Raw genomic sequence first — 18,109 nt, 5'->3', positions numbered from 1 at the left:
GCCCTGGCCGCCGTCGCGGCGCTGATCGCCACCCTGCCGGCCTGGCCCCTGCGCGCCGTCGCGGCGCGGGCCGCGGCCGTCGCGGCCCGGACGGTTGCCCTGGCGACCGGAGCGACCGCGCCCTTCGCGGCGCCCCTGGCGCCAGACGACGATGGTCTCGGTCGCCACCGGCTCGCTCGCCGCGGCGTCCTCCGCCGGAGCCTCTGCGACGACGGGCTCGGCGACGACGGGCTCGGCGACCACGGCCTCGCTCGCGACCTCGACGGCGGTCTCCGACACCTCGGCCTCGGGCGCCGCGGGCGTCTCGGCCGGGCCATCGGTGGCGGCTTCGACCGGAGTGGCCTCGGCGGCCGTGGACTCGACGGGCGGGGACTCGACGGGCGCGGCCTCGGCGGCAGGTAGCTCTGCGGCCGGGAGCTCGGCGGCCGGTAGCTCGGCGGCGATGGGCTCGGGCGCAGCAGCCTGGGGCGACGCTTCCGCCGCGGGCTCGGCCTTCGTCTCGGCCTGGCTCGTCTGCGCGGCCGAGCTCTCTTCCTCGGAGGTCTCGTCCGCAGGACTCTCCTCCGCAGGACTCTCCTCCGCAGGAGTCTCTTCCACCGGCGTCTCCGTCGGGCTCGCGCTCGCCGCCGGTGCGACCGGCGTCGTCGGCGCCGGCTTCAGGATCGCCGAGGTGATCGCCGGGCCGGCGCGCTCCTCCGAGACGTATCCCAGCGAGCGCAGGATCTGGGCGAAGTCCTCGCCGGCGCAGCCGACGAGGGAGGTCATCGCCACCGTGCCGACGAAGCCGTCGGCCTCCGCCGCGCCCGCGGGCGGCTCGCCGACGCTCTGGCCCGGCACGTAGGCGATGGCCGGGCGGATCAGGTCGGCGAGCCGCTCCAGGATGTCGACGCGCACCGCGCGCCCGCCGCAGACGCGGAAGCCCGCGGAGCGGTAGAGGCCCTTCGCCACCTCGGTGTCGACGGGGATCGAGGTGCGCCCGGAGGAGGCCAGCGCCGCGATCTCGTCGATGCCCTTCTGGTCGAGCCCGCCGTTCTTCAGCGCCCAGAGCTGCGCCGCGAGCGTGCGCGGGGCGGGCTTCATCAGCGCGGGGAGATAGAGATGGTAGGCGCCGAAGCGGATGCCCTTCTGGCGCATGGCCGCGCGCGCCTGCTGGTCGAGGCCGCGCACTTCCTGGAGCACGCGCGAGCGCTCGAGCACGCCGAGCGACTCGGCGATCTGGTAGGCGATCCCCTTGGCGATGCCTGCGAGGTCGGCGGCGTCCTCCATCTCGATGAGCGGCCCGAGCGTGCGGACCACGTGCGCCTTGAGCCAGGCCTGGAGCCGGCCCTCGACTTTCTCAAGCGCTCCGCCCGTGAGGTGCTCGTCGGCGATGAGCCGCACCCGCGGCTCGAAGATCTTCTCGCCGGGCTCGAGCCGCGCCACCGGCTCGCCCTGCCAGCGGATCGTGCCGTCGTTCGAGAGGACGAAGGTCGTGTCGGCGGCGGTCGCGAACCGGTCGGCCCGCGCCTCGATCTCGCCCGCGAGGCCCTTGACCGCGGCGTTGCGCAGGGTCTTGGCCTCGTCGCCGGTGGCGCCCGGGTCCGGCACGAAGACGAAGCCGGACAGACGCCCCACGTGCTGGCCCTCGACGCTCACGTCGCCGGTCGCCGAAATTTCCGCTTCAAGCATCGCGTTCTCTCTCAAGCGCCGCATCAGCACGCTGGTCCGCCGGTCCACGAACCGGCTCGCCAGCCGCTCGTGCAGCGCATCCGACAGCTTGTCCTCTACCCCACGCGCCACGCTCTGCCAATGCTCCGGATCACGCAGCCAGTCGGGTCGATTGGCCACGAACGTCCAGGTGCGCACCTGCGCGATCCGGGCGGAGAGCGTGTCGATGTCGCCGTCGACCCGGTCGAGCAGCGAGATGTGGCGACGAAACCAATCGTCGGGAACCGCCCCGTCGCGCATCAGGAAGAGGTAGATGGCCGAGATCAGGTCGGCGTGGCTCTGCGGCGACACCTTGCGATAATCGGGAACCTGGCAGACGTCCCACAGCCGCTCGACGGCGGCGCGGCCGCTCGCGTGGTGGCGCACCGAATCGTCGCGCGCGAGAATCTCCAGCGCCGCGACGTCCTCGGCCATCGGCGCGCGGGTGAGGCCGTGCTCCTGGGGCACCTCTGCCAGAGCCCGCTGCAGCGCGTCGATCGAGCGGAAGTCGAGCTCGGGGTTGCGCCACTGCAGGATCCGCGCGGGCTCGAACTTGTGCCCCTCCACCGCCTCGACGATCTCGACGTCGAACGGGTCGCAGCGCCCGGACGTGCCGAACGTGCCGTCGTTGAGGTGACGCCCCGCACGGCCCGCGATCTGGCCGATCTCCGCGGGGTTGAGCCGGCGGAAGCGGAATCCGTCGAACTTGCGATCGCCGGCGAAGGCGACGTGGTCGACGTCGAGGTTGAGGCCCATGCCGATCGCGTCGGTGGCGACGAGGTAGTCGACGTCGCCCGACTGGTAGAGCGCGACCTGGGCGTTGCGGGTGCGCGGCGAGAGCGCGCCGAGCACCACCGCCGCCCCGCCGCGCTGGCGCCGGATCAACTCGGCGATGGCGTAGACCTCCTCCGCGGAGAAGGCGACGATGGCGGTGCGCGCGGGCAGGCGCGAGAGCTTCTTCGAGCCCGCGAAGGTCAGCTGCGAGAGCCGCGGGCGCGTCGTGACGTGCACGCCCGGGATCAGCGCCTCGACGAGCGGCTTCATGGTCGAGGAGCCGATCAGCAGGGTCTCCTCGCGGCCGCGCTGGTTGAGCAGGCGATCGGTGAAGACGTGGCCGCGGTCGAGATCGGCGGCGAGCTGGATCTCGTCGATGGCCACGAAGGCGAGATCGAGGTCGCGCGGCATCGCCTCGGCGGTGCAGATCCAGTAGCGCGGGTGCTTCGGCTTGATCTTCTCCTCGCCGGTGACGAGGGCGACGGCATCCGGACCCACGCGTTCCACCACGCGGCCGTAGACCTCGCGCGCGAGGAGCCGCAGCGGCAGGCCGATCATGCCCGACGAATGGCCGAGCATCCGCTCGATGGCGAGATGCGTCTTGCCCGTGTTGGTCGGGCCGAGAACCGCGGTCACCCCGCGCGAGCGGGCCTGCGGCGGGAGGGTGAGGCGAGGCATCTGGCGGGCGGCTGGACCTGAGGGGGACGATGCGCGGACCGGGTCGCGCGGCTGGGCGGGAACCGGGCCGCCCGTCCGGAACGGGCGTCGAACGAAACGGGGGCGAATCGGAGATTCCGGCGGAATCCGGATTCGTTCTCGCGAGAGCGGCTCGCTCGCCTCCCCATATGGGGTCGGCTGCGGCCATTCCTAGGACGGATCGGGCGCGAGCGCGAGAGGGGGCCGGCGCGAGGATCCGCGCGCCTTGCCCCGCACTCCCGCGAGGCGTAAGACGCGTGCCGTCACCAACGGAGATCCCCCCATGCGTCCCTCGAAGCGCGCGCCCGACGAGATGCGCCCCGTCACCCTCGAGCGTGGCGTCGTGCGCTATGCGGAGGGCTCGTGCATGGTGACGTTCGGCGAGACGAAGGTCTTGTGCGCCGCCTCGCTGGAGGAGCGCGGGCCGGGCTGGCTGCGCGGCACCGGCAAGGGCTGGGTGACGGCGGAATACGCCATGCTGCCGCGCGCGACGCACGAGCGCACCCGCCGCGAGGTGACGTCCGGCAAGCCGTCCGGGCGCACGCAGGAGATCCAGCGCCTCATCGGCCGCTCGCTGCGTGCTGTCGTCGATCTCCACGCCATCGGCGAGCGGCAGATCGTGGTCGACTGCGACGTCATCCAGGCGGACGGCGGCACGCGCACGGCCGCGATCACCGGTGCGTGGGTCGCGCTGCACGAGTGCTTCGCCTGGATGATGAAGCGTTCCATCATCTCCGTGAACCCGCTGCGCGACCACGTCGCGGCGGTGTCCTGCGGCATCCACCAGGGCAAGCCCGTGATCGACCTCGACTACGCCGAGGATTCGGCCGCCGAGACGGACGCGAACTTCGTCATCACCGGCAAGGGCGGGCTCGTCGAGGTGCAGGGCACGGCGGAGGGCGCGCCCTTCTCCGAGGAGGAGCTGATGGGCCTCCTGCGCCTCGCCAAGACGGGCATCGCAGGCCTCGTCGAGAAGCAGAAGCAGGCGATCGCCTGACGGGAGCACGAGACATGCCCCACCGCCGCCTCGAGGGCCCGGTCGTCATCGCGACCCACAATTCCGGCAAGCTCCGGGAGATGCGCGAGCTGCTCGCGCCCTTCGGCGTCGAGGCGACGTCGGCGGGCGAGAAGGGCCTGCCCGTCCCCGACGAGACCGGCCACATGTTCTCCGAGAACGCCGCCATCAAGGCGCACGCGGCGGCGAAGGCGACCGGCCTCCCGGCGATCGCCGACGATTCCGGCATCTGCGTGCTGGCGCTGGACGGCGCGCCGGGCCTCTTCTCCGCCGACTGGTCGGTGAACCGAGACTTCGGCCCCGCCATGGAGCGCGTGAAGCGCGAGCTCGACGTGCGCGAGGCGACCGACATGACCGCGTGGTTCGTCTCCGCCCTCGTCGTCGCCTGGCCGGATGGGCGGGAGGAGCTGTTCGAGGGGCGCTGCCCCGGCGCGATCGTCTGGCCGCCGCGCGGCGGGGCGGGCTTCGGCTACGATCCGATCTTCCTCCCCGACGGCGAGAGCCGTACCTTCGGCGAGATGACCGCCGACGAGAAGCACGGCATCGACTGGAGCGATCCGCACAGCGGCCTGTCGCACCGGGCCCGCGCCTTCCGCAAGCTCGCCGCCGCGATCCTCGGCCCGCGCCGCGAGGGGTGAGATGGCGCTCGCCCCCGACGAGATCGCCCGCTACGCCCGTCATCTCGTCCTCCAGGACGTCGGCGGGCCCGGCCAGGCGCGGCTGAAGGCCGCGCGGGTGCTCGTCGTGGGAGCCGGCGGGCTCGGTGCGCCGCTCATCCAGTATCTCGCGGCGGCGGGCGTCGGCACGATCGGCATCGTCGACGACGACGTCGTCGATCTGGGCAACCTCCAGCGCCAGGTGATCCACGGCACGCCGGACGTCGGCCGGCCGAAGGTCGAGAGCGCCGCCGACGCCGTCGCGCGCCTCAACCCGCACGTCGCGGTGGAGGCGCATCGGACCCGCCTCGGCGAGGCGAACGCCCGCGCCCTCGTCGCCGCCTACGACCTCGTCGCCGACGGATCCGACAACTTCGCCACGCGCTATGCCGTCTCCGACGCCTGCTTCCACGAGAAGCGCCCGCTGGTGACCGCGGCGCTCGGGCAGTTCGACGGGACGCTGACGACGATCCGGGCCCACGAGACCGGGCCCGACGGGCGGCCGAACCCGACCTATCGCTGCCTCTTCCCCGAGGCGCCGCCCCCGGGCGCCATCCCCACCTGCGCGCAGGCCGGCGTGCTCGGTGCGCTCGCGGGCGTGATGGGGTCGATGATGGCGATGGAGGTGGTGCGCGAGATCGTCGGCTTCGGCGAGGGGCTGGTGGGGCGCCTCCTCATGGTCGACGCGCGCGCCATGCGCTTCGAGACGCTGCGCTACGGGTGGCACCCGCGCAACCCGCTGAGCGGCACGCCCGAGGGCGGTTGATGACAACCGCCGCTGCCGCTCCTAGAACGGTGGTATGCGCACCTCCTCCCGACGCTGGCCCCTGACGGTCCTCCTGCCGCTCGGCGTCTCGATCACGATGTTCGCGGTCGCGGTGGGCACGACGCAGGTCGGCCTCGCCTTCCTGGAGAGCCGCGAGGTGCGCGCGCTCGAGGCCAAGGCCACGATCTTCCTGAACGCCCTCGCCGGCGTCGTCGCCCCGCGCCTCGGCGAGGGAGAGGCCGTCGTGGCCGATCTCCTCGACGACCCGCTGGCCTTCCGCGAGACGCTCGCCGAGGAGAGCCTCGTCGCACGCTGGCGCGGGCCGGACGGCGTGCTGCGCTCCGTCTCCCGCGGCGATCCCGGCGGGGCCGACATGGCGCAGGCGCTCGCCGCGATCGCGCGGGCGCCGGCGAGCACAGTCGTCTTCGCCCGCGCCGAGCCCGGCACCCGCGCCATCATCGCCCGCGCCTACGAGGTCGAGGGCGCGCGGCTTGAGCTCGTCGCCGCGCTCGACGCGAGCGACCTCGTGGCCGAGCTCTCCCGCAACGAGGCATGGGCGATCGTCATCGACCTCGTGCTCGCGACGATCGCGGCGCTCCTCACCTTCGTGATCACCCGCCGCGCCGTGGCACCGCTCGACGCGCTCGCTCGCGAGCTGGTGACGCAGGAAGGCCCGGGGACGGGGCGCCCGCGGCCGGTGAGCGCCGAGATCTCGCGGCTGCGAGACGCGATCGCAACGCGGCTCGAGGCGGAGGAGGCGCGCACCCAGGCGCTCGCCGACCTCGGCGAGAAGGAGCGCGACGCGCTCCTCGCCAAGCTCGCCGCGGGCCTCGCACACGAGGTGCGCAACCCGCTGGCGGGCCTGCTCAACGCCGTCTCGACGCTGCGCCGCTTCGGCGAGAAGCCGGAGGTGCGCGCCGACACGCTCGACCTGATCGAACGGGGCCTGCGCTCGATCGAGCGCGTCGCCGACGCCATGCTCTCCACCTACCGCCCGGCGCCGGGGCGCATGCGCTTCGCCCGCGAGGACCTGATGGACATCCAGCTCCTCGTCGCCCCCGAGGCGCGGCGGCGCCACGTGGCGCTCGAGTGGGACGTCGAGGCGATGCGGCCGATCGCGGCGGACACGGACGCCCTGCGCCAGATCCTGCTCAACCTCCTGCTCAACGCCTGCAAGGCCTCCCCCGAGCACGGCCGGGTCGGGCTGGCCGTCGCGCAGGACGCCGACGAGACCCGCTTCGTCGTCTCCGATTCCGGCCAGGGCATGCCCGAGGACGTGCTCGCCTTCGTCACCGAGGGGCGGGGCACGACGCCGCTCACCAAGGGCAAGGGGCTCGGCCTTTGGATGGTCTCGAGGCTGATCGACGATCTGGGCGGCCAGGTCCGCGTCGAGAGCCGCACGGGGGAGGGGACCAAGGTCGTCGTGCGGCTGCCGACCGGCCCGGCGCCCGAGGGCACGCCCGCCATCGCGGAGGCGACGTCTTGAGCGAACGGGCGCTGATCCTCGTGATCGAGGACGACGAGATCCTCGGCGCCTCGCTCCAGCAGCGCCTCGCGTTGGAAGGCTGGCACGTGCGCTGGGCGCGCTCCTGCGCCGACGCGCTCGCGTCCATAGCCCGCCAGACGCCGGACGCCGTGATGTGCGACATCCGCCTGCCGGACGGCGACGGCGAGAGCCTGATGCGCGACGTCTTCGTCCGCGCCGGCGCGGTGCCGACGATCTTCATGACCGCCTACGGCGGCATCGACCAGGCGGTGCGGCTGGTGCGCATGGGCGCGCGCGACTACGTCACGAAGCCTTTCGAGCTCGACGAGGTGGTGGACAAGCTGCGCGCCGCGACCGGCGGGGACGGCGCCATGCCGGCGGGCGGTGGCGCGGAAGACGGCGCGGCGGCGGACCCGTTCGCCTCCTTCGGCCTCTCGCCCGCGACCTTCGGCACGCGGCGCACGCTGGAGCGGATCGCCGACGTCGACCTGCCGGTGCTCCTCACCGGCGAGACGGGGACGGGCAAGGAGGTCGCCGCGCGCTTCCTGCATGCGCACAGCCGGCGCGGCGGCGCGCCCTTCGTCGCGGTGAACTGCGCGGCGCTGGCGCCGGAGCTGGTCGATTCGGCGCTCTTCGGCCACGAGAAGGGCGCCTTCACCGGCGCCCACGAGCGACGCCTCGGGTTGGCCGAGACCGCGGGGGAGGGGACGCTCTTCCTCGACGAGATCGGCGAGCTCGACGCGGGCCTCCAGGCCAAGCTCCTGCGCCTCGTCCAGGAGCGCGAGCTGATGCGGGTGGGCGGCGTGCGGCCGTTGCCGTTCACGGCGCGGCTCGTCTGCGCGACGCACCGCGACCTCGAAGCCGAGGTGGCGCGCGGCGCCTTCCGCGAGGATCTGTGGTACCGCATCAACGTCGTCACGGTCCGCATCCCTGCCCTGCGCGAGCGCCCCGCCGAGATCGAGCCGCTGCTGCGCCGCTTCGTCGGCGAGGCCGGGCCGCGCCTGCGCGCCGCGCGCGTCGTGGTCGCGCCGGACGCGATCGCGGCGGCGCAGGCCTACGACTGGCCGGGCAACGTGCGCGAGCTGAAGAACCGGGTCGAGCGCGCGGTGGCGCTGTGCGAGGGCGACGCGATCGCCGCCGCCGACCTCTTCCCGGACGCCGCTCCTCGGGCGACGCCCACGCCCACGCCGGTGCCGATGGAGATCGTTCTCGGCGATGGGCTCACGCTCGCCGAGGTCCGCGAGGCGGCGGAGAAGGCGCATATCGAGGCGGTGCTGCGCGCCACCGGCAACGGCATCCAGGAGACGGCGCAGCGGCTGGGCGTGTCGCGCACGACCCTGTGGGAGAAGATGCGGCGGCTGGGGATCTCGGTGGAGTGAGAGGCTCGCCGTCCGCATGCCTCGGCGAGCCGGCCCGCCGCCCTCCCCACCCTCCGGCCTTCGGCCGTCGTCCTCCCCTGCGGGGAGGAGGCGGCCGGTGCGCCTCATCAGCTCACGCGGTCGCCCCGGCCTTCAAGAGCGTGTAGTCGATCGCATCCGTCAGCGCCTCGAACGAGGCGTCGATGATGTTCGGCGAGACGCCGACCGTGGTGAAACGGTTGCCCTCGCCGTCGCGGAACTCCACGAGCACGCGGGTGGCGGCGTCGGTGCCGCCCTGGAAGATGCGCACCTTGAAGTCGATGAGCTCGAGGTGCTCGATCAGCTCCTGATAGCGGCCGAGGTCCTTGCGGAGCGCCACGTCGAGGGCGTTGACCGGGCCGTTGCCCTCTGCCGCCGAGATCCGTGTCTCGCCGCCGACCCGCACCTTGACCAGCGCCTCCGCCACGGTCGTGAGCTGGCCCCGCGCGTTCCAGCGGCGCTCGACGTTCACCGAGTAGCGCTCGACGTCGAAATAGTCCGGCACCTCGCCCATCACCCGCTTCACCAGGAGGTAGAACGACGCGTCCGCGCCTTCGTAGGCGTAGCCGAGCGATTCCTTCTCCTTGAGGATGGTCAGCATGCGGGTGAGCCGCGGGTCGTCCTTCTCGAGGTCGAGGCCGAGTCGCTCGAGCTCGGCGCGCAGGTTGGACTTGCCGCCCTGGTCCGAGACCAGAACCCGGCGCAGGTTGCCCACCGCGTCGGGTGCGACGTGCTCGTAGGTCCGCGGGTCCTTGAGCACGGCGGAGGCGTGGATGCCCGCCTTGGTGGCGAAGGCGCTCGCGCCGACGTAGGGGGCGTGGCGGTTGGGCTGGCGGTTGAGCAGCTCGTCGATGGCGCGCGAGATCGGGGTGAGCCGCGCCAGCGCCTCGGGCGAGACCCCCGTCGCGTAGCGCTCGGCGAAGTGCGGCTTCAAGGCGAGCGTGCCGATCAGCGTGACGAGGTTGGCGTTCCCGCAGCGCTCGCCGAGCCCGTTGAGCGTGCCCTGGATCTGGCGCGCGCCCGCCTCGATCGCCGCCAGCGAGTTGGCGACGGCGCAGCCGCAATCGTCGTGGGCGTGGATGCCGAGCCGGTCCCCCGGCACGACCTCGGACACCCGGGCGACGATGCGCGCGACCTCGGCGGGAAGCGTGCCGCCGTTCGTGTCGCACAGCACCACCCAGCGCGCGCCCGCCTCGTACGCCGTGCGGGCGCAGGCCAGCGCGTAGTCGGGATTGGCCTTGTAGCCGTCGAAGAAGTGCTCGCAGTCGACCATCGCCTCGCGCCCGCGGGCGACCGCCGCCTGCACGCTCTCGCGGATCGAGGCGAGGTTCTCCTCAGGCTCGATCTCGAGGGCGACGCGCACGTGGTAGTCCCAGGCCTTGGCGACGAAGCAGATCGCGTCGGCCTCCGCATCCAGGAGCGCCGCGAGCCCCGGGTCGTTCGCCGCCGACCGGCCCGCGCGCTTGGTCATGCCGAAGGCGGTGAAGCGGGCGCGCTGCGTGCGCTTCTCGCGGAAGAGTTCGGTGTCGAGCGGGTTCGCGCCCGGGTAGCCGCCCTCCACGTAGTCGACGCCGAGCGCGTCGAGGTGGCGGGCGATGGCGATCTTGTCGGCCAGCGAGAAGTCGACGCCGGTCGTCTGGGCGCCGTCGCGCAGCGTCGTGTCGAACAGGTGGATGCGCGCGCTCATGACGGTTTTCCTCCGCCGCCGGCCGGCGGCTCGATCGCCTTCGTCATCGTGGTGTTGGCGAGCCATTGGCCCGCGCGGTGGACGGTGTTGCGCTGCTGCGCCTCGAAGCCGCGATCCATGAAGAAGGGAAGGGCGGTGTCGGAGGCCTGGACCGTGAGCACCTTCGTCCCGCGCGCGCCGGCGAGCGTCTCGATCGCGTCCGCGAGCGTGGTGGCGACGCCGCGCCCGGCCATGTCCGGTGCGACGTAGAGCATGTCGAGCGTCTCGTTTTCGACGAGCGTGGCGAAGCCGACGACCTCCCCCTCGTCCGTCGCGACGATGGTGAGCGCCTTCGTCAGCCGCGCGCCGAATGCCGCGAGGTCGTCCGCGTTCGACGCCCACGCCTCCTGCTGGCCGGGGTCGTAGTCCTCCCCCGTCAGGGTCTCGATCGCGTCGCGGAAGATCTGCGCGCAGACGGGGACGTCGGCGGGGAGCAGCGGGCGCAGGGCGACGGGGGGGCGGCGGGTCATGATGCGCTCCGGCCGATTGAGGCCGCGACGCGGTTCCCCTCTCCCGAGAGAGCGTTCTCCCGGAGAGGGGCTAGGGGTGTGGGGCGTCGGGCGAGAGGGCGCTGTTCTGGAGTGTGGCGGGAGGTTTGTGCAGCGCTGCATCGACGGCGAGATCGTTCTGCACGCCCCACACCCCCGGCCCCTCTCCGGGAGAAGGCTCTCTCGGAAGAGGGGAGAGCCTGCATCGGCGTCTCGCCACTCATCGCGAGACCTCCCACGTCGTCCCCTCCTTCGAATCCTTCACCGTCACGCCCATCCCGGCGAGGACGTCGCGGAGGCGGTCGCTCTCGGCCCAGTTCTTGGCTGCGCGGGCGGCGGTGCGCTCGGCGACGAGGGCTTCGACGGTGGCGATGTCGAGGCCTTCCGCCGAGCGGGCGAGGGCGGCGGGGTCGCCCGAGAAGCCCATCAGCGCGAGTGCGGCCCGGCGCGCCGCGGGCGCCGCGTGGTGGAGCGCGGCGATCGCGGCGGGCGTGTTGAGGTCGTCGGCGAGCGCCGCGAGCGCGGACGCATCGGGCGCGCCCGCCGGCTCGCCGGGATCGGCGTACCAGCGCGCGAGGTTGCGCTCGGCCTCCTCAAGCCCCCGCACCGTCCAGTCGATCGGCTGGCGGTAGTGCGTCTTGAGCATGGCGAGGCGCGCCACCTCGCCCGGCCAGTCCTTCAGGACGTCGGCGATGGTCACGAAATTCCCCAGCGACTTCGACATCTTCTCCCCCTCGACCTGGAGGAAGCCGTTGTGCATCCACACGTTGGCCATGCGGGGGATGCCGAAGGCGCAGCAGGTCTGGGCGACCTCGTTCTCGTGGTGGGGAAAGACGAGGTCGATGCCGCCGCCGTGGATGTCGAAGGTCTCGGCCTCGGCATCGGTGCAGGCGAGGCGCCCGGCGAAGGGGGCGACGAGGTGCTTCCACGCCATGGCCGAGCACTCGATGTGCCAGCCTGGGCGCCCGAGCCCATCGATCCCCGCCGGCGAGGGCCAGCCGGGCTCGCCCGCCGAGGAGGGCTTCCAGAGCACGAAGTCCATCTCGTCGCGCTTGTAGGAGGCGACGTCGACGCGCGCTCCGGCGACCATCTCGTCGAGCGAGCGGCGCGCCAGCGAGCCGTAGGCCGGCACGCCGGCAATCCGCCCCATGGCGGAGACGGAGAACAGCACGTGCCCGTCCGCGACGTAGGCGACGCCCCGGGCGACGAGCCGCTCGATGATGGCGCGCATCTCGGCGATGTGCTCGGTCGCCCGCGGCTCGACCGTCGGCGGCAGGTTGCCGAGCGCCGCCACCGCGGCCTCGAAGCGCGCGTGCGTGCCCTCGGTGACGCGCCGGATCGCCTCGTTGAGCGGCAGGTCGGGATGATCCCGCGCCGCGCGGGCGTTGATCTTGTCGTCCACGTCCGTGATGTTGCGCACGTAGGTGACGGCGTCCGCGCCGAAGACGTGCCGCAGCAGCCGGAAGAGCACGTCGAAGACGATCACCGGGCGGGCGTTGCCGATGTGGGCGTCGTCGTAGACGGTGGGGCCGCAGACGTACATGCGCACCCGCGCCGGATCGATCGGCGCGAACGGCTCCTTCGCGTGCGTGCGGGTGTTGTAGAGGACGAGCCGCGTCCCGTCGCGGCCCTCCTGCCTTCCGTCCCCGGCGTGTCCCGCCGTGCCGGCGAGGCGCTGATCACCCAAGTGATCACCCATGCGACGTCCTCCGGTGCCCGCCGGCTCGAGGAGATGTCGACCTGTCGTGAGGACGTGACGGCTCCAGCCAGCGGGTCAGCGCTAGCGACAAATGGAAATGGCGATGGCGTGCGCCGTCTGCATGAAACCTGATTGCCTTTTTCGGCGATTTCAGTCAAGACGCCGCCGCGCACGTAGAGGCGGAACCCGGCGGTGGGTGGTCGCTTAACGAAACGCAAACCCGGCCGCGTCAATCTGCGGCATCGTCCCGTCCGTCTCACCGGAAGCCTGGTCACATGCGTCGCGTGCTCGCCCTCACCGCGTTCATGGCGCTCGGCGCCGCCCTCTCCTTGTCCTTCATGCTGGTGCCGACCGAGGCATCCCGCGCCGCCGCGGAAACGGGCGACTTCGTCATCCCGGCGGCCGAAGGCTATGGCGCGACGAGCTGCCTGGCCAGCGGCGAGGCCTGCGGCGCGGTGATCGCCCAGTCCTGGTGCAACGCCCACGGCTTCGCCGTCGTCGTGCGCTACGGCGCGCAGGCCGGGACCGGCGCGCTCGCGATCTCCTGCGCGCGCTGACGGTCACCGCCCCACGCATTCTCGTCGCCGGACGAGAAAAGGGCGCGGTCGCTCGCGCGACCGCGCCCCAGGTGCCGGCCCGTGGGGGCAGATAGAGCCGGTTGTCGATCAAACGCCGCTGCGCGAGGCGGGTTCCCCACACGATGCAGTTTTTCCCCGCCGCGCGCGCCGCGGCTCTGCGTATCGCACGAAGCGCCGCAGGAACCCCGCAGGAACCCCGCATCCGCCGCCACGTTCGCTCGACGATTCCGCGCGTGGCGGCCCCGGCCCGATCGCCGATCCCGCAGGGGCGCCACGCACCCCTACCCGATCCAGAGGCCGTCTCGACGGCCGCCGCCGACGGGGCGTTCCGCGATGACGACCGACACGAGCACGATCGCCGTTCTCCTGAGCCCGAAGACGACGCTCGTCGTCGATATCTTTCGCTCGCTCGGCGATTTCGAGGCCGCCTACGACGTCGGCGCGATCGACGTGCTGGAATACCGGCTCACCTCCGCGACGGACGGGCAGACCGCCCGTGCCGTCGTCTCGGACGCGCTGCTGCTCGGCTTCGCGCTGCGCAACCAGCGGACGGCCGCGCCCACGCCGCAGCCCGCTTGGGCCATGAACACGATCGGTTCGCGGCGCGCGAGCCCGGACGAATGTGCCGTGCTCGGCCTCGTCGCCGCGAGCAAGGCGGGAGAGAGCGCGCTGGCGAGCGTGTGCGCCAGACGCCTCGCGGTCGCCCTCGACAAGACGGTTTCGTCGCTCGCGCGCGACATGGGGCTGCGGCTCGAGGGGGCGGGCATGCGCATCGAGAGCCGCGACTGGGCGCCGCTGCTGGACGCGCGCCCGGCGCCCCCGTCCGGCGGTGAGACAGGCGGGCATCGCAGCGCTGCGCGGTCGTGAACGAACGAAGAGGCCCTCGGCGACACGCCGGGGCCTCGTCTTTCACGATGGGCCATTCGGGACGGCCGGGGTCAGGGTCGCGCAGAAGAGTCCACGTCGGAGCCCACGTCGCGCAGAAGAACGGGCCGCCTTTCGGCGGCCCCTCCTCGCTCGCGCCGCTTCCGCCGTCACGCCGGCTCTGCGGGCCGCTGGACCGTGGAGGACTGGCCTCCCTTGCGCCCCGCTTCCGACGCGAGCTCCCGGTTCTGCGAGAAGGACCGCTTGGAGGCCGGCACGCTCTGGCCGCCCTTGCTCGCGATCTCTCTCTGCTTCTCCGGGCTCATCGACGCGAAGCCGCGCTTCGACGCAGACTTGCCAACCGCCATGTTCGCCTCCTCGGGCCTCTTGCTTGTACGGCTTCTCAACCGACGGGCTCGCCGGGGGTTCCCATCGCCGACGCGTGCTCTAGGCGCGTGCGATCGCCGGGGCTCCCGCGTCCATCGCCGTGCGACGGAGCGGATGCGGAACCGGTCGTGCGAGGGGCACGTTTCCGATGATCGGGACCGCGCATGCGCGCGTCGTAGACCCTCAGGAGCTCGCCTTCATGACGTTCGGATCGACGGCTCTCATCCCGCCCGGCGCCATCGCGCGCCGCCTCGCGGCACTCGCGGCGGCGGGGCTCGTCGCGGGCACGCTCGCCGCCTGCTCTCCCTACGGCCCGGATGCGTCGACGGGTGCGACGACGGGTGCCGTCGTCGGGGGGGCGTCGGCCGGCGTCGGGCCGGCCCCGCGCGGGGAGGTCGTCTGCGCGTTCGACCCGCTCTATGGCCGCGACGTGTGCTATCGCTAGGAGCAGCCCATGACGAACCGGGACATGGTCAAGTCGGTCGACCCCGCCAAGGCGAAGTCGACCGGAGCCGATCGGGCGCGCGCGGAGCGGCAGGCGACGGAGCCTCGGGAGGGGCTCGCCGCCGAGCAGTTCCCGGCGGACGCCGATCCGCAGGATTCGAACCAGCTCAAGCCGATGTTCAACGCCCGCGGCAAGGCGGGGCTCAAGCGCGGGTGATCCGCCCCGCCTCGATCCGCCTCGCCGCGATCGCCGCGGCGAAGCCCGCCATGGTCGCGCCGAGCATCACCACGACGAGCGCGGGCGGCCAACGCGTGACGAGGTCGCCGACGACGAGCGCCGCGAGCGCGCCGGTGCCGAGCTGTGCCGACCCGGCGAGCCCCGCAGCCGTTCCCGCGAGGTCCGGTCGTACCGAGAGCGCGGCGGCGGTGGCGCTCGGGATCGAGAGGCCGTTCGCCACCGCGTTGAGGGTGAGCGGCAGGAACAGCGCGGCCGGCGTCCAGGGCAGGCCGAGCGGCGGCCCGGCGAGGGCGAAAACGAGTGCGAGCGCCGTCGAGAGGACGGAGCATGCCGTCCCGGCGACGATCATCCGCTCCGTGCCGATGCGCCTGCCGTAGCGGCCGGTGAGGAAGTTGCCCGCCATGTAGCCGCCGGCGCTGAGGATGAAGTAGGCGCCGTAGACGTCCGCCGAGCGGCCCATCGTCTCGACGACGACGTAGGGCGCCCCGGCGATGAAGCCGAAGAAGGCCGCCGACGTGAAGGCCAGAGCGAAGGTGTAGGAGAGGAACAGCCGGTCCGCGAGGAGGCGGGGGAACCCCCGCAACGTCGTCACGATCGAGGAGGAGGCGTTGCGCGGCGCCGTCTCGCCGAGCAGCAGCACGGTCGCGATGCCCACGCCCGCCGCGAGGATCGCGGTCGCGACGAAGATCGCGCGCCAGCCGAAGCGCTCGTCGAGGAAGCCGCCGAAGAGCGGCGCGATCATCGGCGAGACCACCATCGCCATCGTGATGTAGCCGATCAGGCTCGCGCTCTCGTCCTTCGAGGCGGTATCGCGGACCACGGCGCGGGCGAGCGCGAAGCAGGTGCCGCCGCCCGCGGCCTGGATGGCGCGCGCGAGGATGAGCGTCTCGATGCCCGTCGCGGCCGCACCCATGATCGAGCCGAGGAAGAACAGCGCGGCGCCTGCGAGGATGCAGGGGCGCCGCCCGATCCGGTCCGAGATCGGGCCGACGAAGAGCTGCGTCGCCGCGACCGCGACGAGGTAGATCGTCAGCGTCAGCTGGACTGTGGCGTAGTCCACCGACAGCGCCCGCGACAGGCCCGGCGTCGCGGGGGCGAGCACGTTGAGCGCGAAGGGCTGGAGCGCCGAGATCGCGACGAGGATGGCGAGCGGCGGACGCCTGGGGGACGTCCTCGGGAACCTCTCGGCGGACGTCATGGCGTGCTCTCCTCTCCGACGGGCGCGATCCCGGCCGCCGCGGTGCGGCGGCGGATGCGTTCGCGGTGCCAGGCATACAGGCCCGCTCCCACGACGAGGGCGAAGCCCACGAGCGCGACGGCGTCCGGGAACTCGCCGAAGACCGCGAAGCCGATCGCGAGCGCGAACACGACCGAGGCGTAGCGGAAGGGCGAGACGGCCGAGACGTCCGCCTTCCGGAAGGCCATGACCACGGCCATGTTGCCGCAGCCGTACAGCACCGCCGCGACGACGAGGATCAGCGTCTCGGGCCGCAGCGGCGGCCGCCAGGTCTCTCCGAGCGCGCCACCGATGAGCGGGCCGACGACGCCCACCGTCACCGTCGTCGCGAGCACGACGACGATCGAGGGCGTGTCGGCGTGGATGAGGCGCGTGATCAGGTCGCGCACCGCGACGAGGACGGCGGCGGCGAGGGCGAGCATCGCGTTCACGTCGAAGGCGACCGTGCCCGGGCGCACGATCAGCAGCACGCCGGCGAAACCGACGAGGATCGCGATCCAGCGCCGCCAGCCCACGCGCTCGAGCCCGAGCACGACGAGGAGCAGGGTGACGATGATCGGCGTCGCCTGCAGGATCGCGGTGAGGTCGGCGAGCGGGGCGCGGGCGAGCGCGGTTATGAAGAGGAAGGAGATCACCGCCTCGATCAGCGCGCGCGCGGCGACGAAGGGCTGGGCGAGCGTGCGCAGCTTGCGGGCTTCGCCCAGCGCGACGACGATCGCGAGCACCGCAGCGGTGGCGAACACGCCGCGCACGAGCAGCATCTGCCCTGTCGGGAAATGGGCGGAGGCGAGCTTCATCATCGCGTCGTTCACGACGAAGAGCGCCATGCCGACGAGCATCGCGAGGATGCCGGCGCGGTTCTCCGCTGATGTGGCCGAGGCGAGCAAGGGACGGGGTCCGTGGCGGGAGGGTGCGGCGCGCACCCGACGCATGGAACTAGAGGCTTACCGCGCGCCCGTCGACCCTCCCGCAGCCCGGAATGGCGCCGTTCCGGAGTTGGTGTCCCGTCACGGGAGCGTACGGCGCGCGTTGTTCGTGGGTGCGAAGCCTGCATGTGGAGTTAGGCACGCCTTAACGAAATGGCTCCAAACTCTCGCAGCGTAATCACGAGGAGATCAGTGTGCTCGGATTCCTCAAGGCGTCCTCCCCCACGCCTGCCCCGCACGCACGAGAGCCGGAAGGCGCCCTCCCGGGCGGTTCGTCCGCGGCGCACGAGCCACTCGCCCCGGCGAGCGCCGCCGCCGGTCTCGACGGAGAGATCGTCGACGTGCTCGAGGCCGACGTCATGCGCGCCATCGACGGCGTCGGCACGGCGATCGAGGCCGCGAGCGCCGCCGCCAGCGCGGCGAAGGAAGGCCTCGCGCGCATCGGCGAGGAGATGCACGGCTTCGCCGGGGCGAGCGACGCCGCCGGCGCGGAGACCCGCGCACTCGCCGACGTCACCGAGCGCCTCGCCGGCACGGTCGCCGCGATCGACGGCGCGGTGGGCGACGCGGACGGGCGGATCGGCGACGCGGTCGGCTTCGCGCGCGAGGCGAACGGCCTGATCGGCGCGCTGTCGCAGGCGACCCGCGAGATCGTCTCCATCGTCGACACGATCTCCGCCGTGGCGCGCCAGACGAACCTGCTCGCGCTCAACGCCACCATCGAGGCGGCCCGGGCCGGCAAGGCGGGGCGCGGCTTCGCCGTCGTCGCCGCGGAGGTGAAGTCGCTCTCCGTCGAGACGGGCAACGCGGCGGGGGACATCCGAACCCGCATCGACGCCCTGCGCGACAGCGCGGACGCGTCGATCGCGGCGGTGGAGCGCGTCGCCCAGGCGATCGAGGCCGTGCAGCCCGTGTTCCGCACCGTGCGCGAGACCGTGGGTGAGCAGAACCGCGCCATCGAGGAGGCCGCCGCCCGCGCCGGCGAGGCGTCCGCCCGGGTCGGCGAGGTCGGCGAGCGGGCGCGCGGCATCGAGACCGCCGCCGCC

17 protein-coding genes are annotated in these 18,109 nt (G+C 72.8%); 10 read left to right on the top strand and 7 right to left on the bottom strand.

Going from position 1 to position 18,109, the window contains the following annotated elements; translation table 11 throughout:
* On the bottom strand, window positions 1–3,138 hold a 3,138-nt coding region (locus ACTZWW_RS21065; protein ID WP_444782931.1), incomplete at its 3' end, for a helicase-related protein.
* 301 nt (window positions 3,139–3,439) lie between these two features.
* Between ACTZWW_RS21065 and rph the strand changes: the two genes are divergently transcribed.
* The 5 genes from rph to ACTZWW_RS21040 are packed head-to-tail and all read left to right on the top strand — an operon-like array spanning window position 3,440 to window position 8,458.
* The gene (gene rph, locus ACTZWW_RS21060; protein ID WP_444782930.1) at window positions 3,440–4,153 is read left to right on the top strand and encodes a ribonuclease PH; all 714 of its coding nucleotides are present in this window, start codon (window positions 3,440–3,442) and stop codon (window positions 4,151–4,153) included.
* 14 nt (window positions 4,154–4,167) lie between these two features.
* Entirely contained in the window at window positions 4,168–4,809 is a 642-nt protein-coding gene (gene rdgB, locus ACTZWW_RS21055) for an RdgB/HAM1 family non-canonical purine NTP pyrophosphatase (protein ID WP_444782929.1), read from the top strand.
* A 1-nt stretch (window position 4,810) separates the two neighbouring features.
* On the top strand, window positions 4,811–5,593 hold the full coding sequence (locus ACTZWW_RS21050; RefSeq protein ID WP_444782928.1) for a HesA/MoeB/ThiF family protein: 783 nt from the start codon (window positions 4,811–4,813) through the stop codon (window positions 5,591–5,593).
* 34 nt (window positions 5,594–5,627) lie between these two features.
* Window positions 5,628–7,079 (top strand): sensor histidine kinase, encoded by a 1,452-nt coding sequence (locus ACTZWW_RS21045; RefSeq protein WP_444782927.1) that lies wholly within the window; start codon window positions 5,628–5,630, stop codon window positions 7,077–7,079.
* The gene (locus ACTZWW_RS21040; protein ID WP_444782926.1) at window positions 7,076–8,458 is read left to right on the top strand and encodes a sigma-54-dependent transcriptional regulator; all 1,383 of its coding nucleotides are present in this window, start codon (window positions 7,076–7,078) and stop codon (window positions 8,456–8,458) included. Before ACTZWW_RS21045 ends, ACTZWW_RS21040 begins: the two co-directional genes overlap by 4 nt.
* A 112-nt stretch (window positions 8,459–8,570) precedes the next feature.
* Here the strand turns inward: ACTZWW_RS21040 and cimA are convergent, their stop codons facing one another.
* The 3 genes from cimA to cysS all read right to left on the bottom strand — a co-directional run bounded on the left by cimA (window position 8,571) and on the right by cysS (window position 12,389).
* The gene (gene cimA / locus ACTZWW_RS21035) at window positions 8,571–10,163 is read right to left on the bottom strand and encodes a citramalate synthase (protein WP_444782925.1); all 1,593 of its coding nucleotides are present in this window, start codon (window positions 10,161–10,163) and stop codon (window positions 8,571–8,573) included.
* Window positions 10,160–10,672: a GNAT family N-acetyltransferase gene (locus ACTZWW_RS21030; RefSeq protein ID WP_444782924.1), complete on the bottom strand. Its 513-nt coding sequence runs from the start codon at window positions 10,670–10,672 to the stop codon at window positions 10,160–10,162. Before ACTZWW_RS21030 ends, cimA begins: the two co-directional genes overlap by 4 nt.
* A 238-nt stretch (window positions 10,673–10,910) precedes the next feature.
* Complete coding sequence (cysS, locus tag ACTZWW_RS21025) at window positions 10,911–12,389, bottom strand: cysteine--tRNA ligase (protein ID WP_444782923.1); 1,479 nt, start codon at window positions 12,387–12,389, stop codon at window positions 10,911–10,913.
* A 275-nt stretch (window positions 12,390–12,664) separates the two neighbouring features.
* Here cysS and ACTZWW_RS21020 point away from each other — a divergent pair, with 275 nt between their 5' ends.
* Complete coding sequence (locus ACTZWW_RS21020; protein ID WP_444782922.1) at window positions 12,665–12,946, top strand: hypothetical protein; 282 nt, start codon at window positions 12,665–12,667, stop codon at window positions 12,944–12,946.
* A gap of 354 nt (window positions 12,947–13,300) precedes the next feature.
* Window positions 13,301–13,834 carry a hypothetical protein gene (locus ACTZWW_RS21015; RefSeq protein WP_444782921.1) on the top strand — a complete coding sequence of 178 codons (534 nt, stop codon included), beginning with the start codon at window positions 13,301–13,303 and terminating at the stop codon, window positions 13,832–13,834.
* A gap of 167 nt (window positions 13,835–14,001) precedes the next feature.
* On the opposite strand, the gene ACTZWW_RS21010 is transcribed toward ACTZWW_RS21015, so the two are convergent.
* Window positions 14,002–14,199, bottom strand: coding sequence for a con-10 family general stress protein (locus ACTZWW_RS21010; RefSeq protein ID WP_029030546.1), 198 nt, complete (start codon window positions 14,197–14,199; stop codon window positions 14,002–14,004).
* Window positions 14,200–14,417: 218 nt separating this feature from the next.
* Between ACTZWW_RS21010 and ACTZWW_RS21005 the strand changes: the two genes are divergently transcribed.
* Together ACTZWW_RS21005 and ACTZWW_RS21000 are read left to right on the top strand one after the other, a co-directional pair.
* Window positions 14,418–14,663, top strand: coding sequence for a hypothetical protein (locus tag ACTZWW_RS21005; RefSeq protein ID WP_444782920.1), 246 nt, complete (start codon window positions 14,418–14,420; stop codon window positions 14,661–14,663).
* A gap of 9 nt (window positions 14,664–14,672) precedes the next feature.
* Window positions 14,673–14,879: a hypothetical protein gene (locus ACTZWW_RS21000; protein ID WP_444782919.1), complete on the top strand. Its 207-nt coding sequence runs from the start codon at window positions 14,673–14,675 to the stop codon at window positions 14,877–14,879.
* Here ACTZWW_RS21000 and ACTZWW_RS20995 read toward each other — a convergent pair.
* The gene (locus tag ACTZWW_RS20995; RefSeq protein ID WP_444782918.1) at window positions 14,866–16,098 is read right to left on the bottom strand and encodes a multidrug effflux MFS transporter; all 1,233 of its coding nucleotides are present in this window, start codon (window positions 16,096–16,098) and stop codon (window positions 14,866–14,868) included. The two genes, ACTZWW_RS21000 and ACTZWW_RS20995, sit on opposite strands and share 14 nt — an antisense overlap.
* On the bottom strand, window positions 16,095–17,024 hold the full coding sequence (locus ACTZWW_RS20990; protein WP_444782917.1) for a DMT family transporter: 930 nt from the start codon (window positions 17,022–17,024) through the stop codon (window positions 16,095–16,097). Before ACTZWW_RS20990 ends, ACTZWW_RS20995 begins: the two co-directional genes overlap by 4 nt.
* A gap of 380 nt (window positions 17,025–17,404) precedes the next feature.
* Here ACTZWW_RS20990 and ACTZWW_RS20985 point away from each other — a divergent pair.
* The coding region (locus ACTZWW_RS20985) for a methyl-accepting chemotaxis protein (protein WP_444782916.1) at window positions 17,405–18,109 on the top strand (705 nt) is incomplete at its 3' end.

The organism is Salinarimonas sp. NSM, from assembly GCF_052380005.1.
GTDB lineage: Bacteria > Pseudomonadota > Alphaproteobacteria > Rhizobiales > Beijerinckiaceae > Salinarimonas.
Note: the sequence above shows the minus strand (reverse complement) of the source record. Positions and strands in the feature narration are given on the sequence as shown.